Origin of the sequence: Tolypothrix sp. VBCCA 56010 (assembly GCF_050875635.1) — a bacterium.
Classification (GTDB): domain Bacteria; phylum Cyanobacteriota; class Cyanobacteriia; order Cyanobacteriales; family Nostocaceae; genus Hassallia.
This window is the reverse complement of the sequence record NZ_JBPAOH010000298.1, coordinates 1-3687: the sequence shown is the minus strand read 5'-3', so window position 1 is coordinate 3687 and position 3687 is coordinate 1. Positions and strand designations below refer to the sequence as shown.

The following is a 3687-nucleotide window of genomic DNA, read 5'->3' as shown; positions in this document are numbered from 1 at the left end:
CAACGGTTTCACCATCAGGGCTGATTGCGACGGAACAAACCGGGTCGGAATGCCCCTTGAGGGTGCGGATTTCATGTCCGGTTGTCAGATTCCAGAGTTTAATGGTGTTGTCAAAACTGCCACTGGCAACGGTTTCACCATCAGGGCTGATTGCGACGGAACAAACCGGGTCGGAATGCCCTTTGAGGGTGCGGATTTCATGTCCGGTCGTCAGATTCCAGAGTTTAATGGTGTTGTCAAAACTGCCACCAGCAAGAGTCATATTATCAGGACTTATGGCAACAGACTGAACCGAGTTAGAATGACCCTTCAGGGTGTGAATAAGTCGCCAATTCTGCGGTTTAAGCGTTGGTGATTCTGGGGTAAGTGCAGCTTTCAAGTCTTGCAGCACCTCATTAACTGACTGATATCGCTCTTTCACATAGTCTTTCAGCAATTTATCCAAAATTTCACTCAACTGGGTGCTGACATCTTTGCCTTTTTGCCGCAGATGTTCTCTCCAAAGCCATTTACCCTCTTGGGGATCGTAAAGTTCATCCACTTCAACTTGAGTTAATAGGTGAATGCAAGTCACGCCTAAACTATACAAATCACTGGCAGGATAAGCCTTACCACTACGCAGTTGTTCAATTGCTGCATATCCTTGTGTACCAGCTTTTGTCCCAGTTTTGGTTAAAGCAGTATCGATTAACTGTTTCGCAACGCCAAAGTCGATTAATACCAACTTGCCATCTATCTGACGGCGTAAAATGTTTGTTGGCTTGATATCGCGGTGAATCACTTGCTGCTGATGCACAAAATGCAGCACAGGTAACAAATCATGCAACAATTCCCGAATTTGTGACTCGCTAAAAGCGCCGCGCTGTGCCAATTCTTGTGATAAATCTTGCCCATCGATAAATTGCTGCACCAGATACAAGCGTTTATCTTGCTCAAAGTAGGCAAACAGCGTGGGAATCTGCGGATGCTGTTCTCCTAGTTGTAATAATTGCCTTGCTTCTTGTTCAAATAACTCTGTAGCTTTCACCATTGCTTGAGAATTACCTTGAATTTCCGGTAATGGGAAAAATTGCTTGATGACGCAATAAGCATTTAGCCGATATGCGTCCACAGCTAAGAAAGTTCTACCAAATCCCCCTTGACCAATTGGCTGAATCGCTTGATATTGATTTTTCAAGAGCAACTGTGAGCCACAAGTCAAGCAAAATTTTGTTGCATCTGGGTTTTGCGGCTTTTGGCAATTGGGAGCGAGGCAATAAATCATACTGGGGATGGTTGGCAAATTTTTTCTAGATTAAGTGTTCCCAAAATTACTCTTGAACACTCCAGCCCTGGCGAATTGAGGGTTAAAATTTAAACGCAGAGGCACGCGGAGTAGCCCTAGCGAATGGAATTCGCGGCTACACAGACAAAACCCGCCTACGCGGGTTTCAAATTCATTGTTTCTTAGTCCGCGTACTGCTTCGCATCAGCCGCTAGGCTAGGCGGACTTTGTTTGTATAGCCGCAGACTTCAGTCTGACGGAATTAAGGTATAGTTAAAGCGCTTATGACCAAGCTATTACCTAAGGGGGCTAAAACTAACCTTGTCTACAAGCTATAAAGTATGTCTAGATGAAACCATAAAGTTATTGAGGCGAAAATTGATATGACAAGCTACCAAAGTAATCCTGAAGCGATCGCTACCGACGAAGAAACCGCCGGCATCAACCATGTGGAAATAATCGAAAATGTCATCGATACTCTAGAACAAGATGACAGTGCAATGGTAAACCACGCCGCAGAAGGCGGTACTTTGTGGAAGTTTAAATACGGTAGTGTGGAAGTATTTGTCCAACTTGGCGGCAAAACCGATGAAGACACTTTAACCGTTTGGTCTGCGGTGTTAAAGTTACCCGCCAAAGATGAACCGAAGTTGATGCGGCAACTATTGGAAATGAACTGCTCTAGCACTTTTGAAGCTCGTTTTGGTATTATTGAAAATCAAGTGGTTGTCATCGCCATACGCACTCTCGCGGACTTGTCTGCTAGCGAAGTTTCCCGTCTAATTACCGTCGTCGCAAGTATCGCCGATAACAACGATGACACGTTACAATCTGAGTTTGGTGCAACTTAAACGATTTTAGATTTTAGATTGGAGGTCAGCAAATAATCCAAAATCCGAAATCCAAAATCCAAAATACTTATCCGGTTTGGCGACTAATTCCGCTATTAGAAGCACCGGGACATGTGCAGATGGCTATTGACGGCTGGTTGCTAGAACAGCATATTTTAGGACATCCGTCAAGTTTGCGGTTTTACACTTGGTCGCCACCCGCTATTTCTTTAGGCTATCATCAACGTCAATATCCCGCATATTGGCAAGATATTGTTTGGCAAGGTGAGAAACTAGAATTAGTGCGACGTCCTACAGGTGGACGTGCTGTGTTGCATCAAGGTGATTTAACTTATGCTGTGGTAACATCTGGACTCAATGGGAATCGTATTCAGATGTATGAAAAAATTTGCGAGTTTTTGATTCAAGGATGGCGATCGCTTAATGTAGAATTACACTACGGTACAGCAGGACGCGGCTACATTCACAATCCTAACTGTTTTGGCACTGCAACTAGTGCAGATTTAGTTACAGTTGATAATTGCAAACTCATCGGTAGCGCTCAACTGCGACGTGGTAACGCAATTCTACAACATGGTTCAATACGCTTGCAACCGAATGCAGAACTGTTTGCGGCTGTATTTGGTGCAGAATCTTTTACTTGTGTGCAACTTCCCCAAAACCTAACTAGAGAAACAATTATTGCTGCTTTGGTTGCAGCAGCTATTGATTGTTTTAATATTCAATTAGTTTTGCAACCCTTATCAGAGGATGAGTGGAAACAGATTTTGGCTAAATAGATGATTTGAGCAAAATATCACATAACAGGCTTTCTAAATGACTAAAAATATATACAAACAAATCGTTGCAATGGGTGGTGGAGGCTTTTCAATGGAACCGGAAAACCCTCTACTGGATAGATACATCTTAGGACTATCCAAAAAGGAAATACCAAAAATTTGCTTTGTTCCTACAGCTAGCGGTGATTCTGACAAATATATAGTTCGATTTTACTCAGCTTTTGTCCAACAGCTTTGTAAACCATCTCATTTGTCTTTGTTTAACCCACCTACAAATGACCTGAGGTCTTTCGTGCTTGAACAAGACATAATTTATGTAGGAGGGGGAAACACTAAAAATCTAATTGCTTTATGGAGAGAGTGGGGACTTGACCATATCTTAAAAGAAGCTTGGTCAAGTGGAATTATTCTCTGTGGTTTGAGTGCGGGTTCTATTTGTTGGTTTGAACAAGCAGTGACAGACTCTATTCCCAATCAAATGACTGTCTTGCAATGCTTAGGCTTTCTCAAAGGTAGTAACTGTCCGCATTATGATGGAGAACAAGAACGAAGACCTTCCTACCATCGACTTTTATCACAAGGGTTAATTAGCGAAGGATACGCAGCTGATGATGGAGTTGGTTTGCACTTTATCCAAGATAAATTAGAGAAAATCGTCAGTTCTCGTCTTCATGCAAAAGCTTATCGGTTGGGTGCGATTCGTTGTTAGCCGAATCCTGGTAATCAGTCCGGTCATAAGCTAACCAACCCATTCAGGGTTGAACTCTCAGATTGATATAGGTGAAAGTCCTAT

4 protein-coding genes are annotated in these 3687 nt (G+C 42.8%); 3 read left to right on the top strand and 1 reads right to left on the bottom strand.

Going from position 1 to position 3687, the window contains the following annotated elements; all coding sequences use genetic code 11:
* Window positions 1-1282, bottom strand: a 1282-nt coding sequence (locus AABK37_RS40825) for a protein kinase domain-containing protein (protein ID WP_432557087.1), incomplete at its 3' end; no start/stop codon positions are given.
* A gap of 365 nt (window positions 1283-1647) precedes the next feature.
* Between AABK37_RS40825 and AABK37_RS40820 the strand changes: the two genes are divergently transcribed.
* From AABK37_RS40820 to AABK37_RS40810, 3 genes are all read left to right on the top strand, one after another.
* Window positions 1648-2115, top strand: coding sequence for a YbjN domain-containing protein (locus AABK37_RS40820; RefSeq protein ID WP_432557086.1), 468 nt, complete (start codon window positions 1648-1650; stop codon window positions 2113-2115).
* Between the two features lie 119 nt (window positions 2116-2234).
* Window positions 2235-2894, top strand: coding sequence for a lipoyl protein ligase domain-containing protein (locus AABK37_RS40815; RefSeq protein ID WP_432557085.1), 660 nt, complete (start codon window positions 2235-2237; stop codon window positions 2892-2894).
* Between the two features lie 37 nt (window positions 2895-2931).
* Complete coding sequence (locus AABK37_RS40810) at window positions 2932-3603, top strand: Type 1 glutamine amidotransferase-like domain-containing protein (protein ID WP_432557084.1); 672 nt, start codon at window positions 2932-2934, stop codon at window positions 3601-3603.
* Window positions 3604-3687 lie beyond the last annotated feature (84 nt).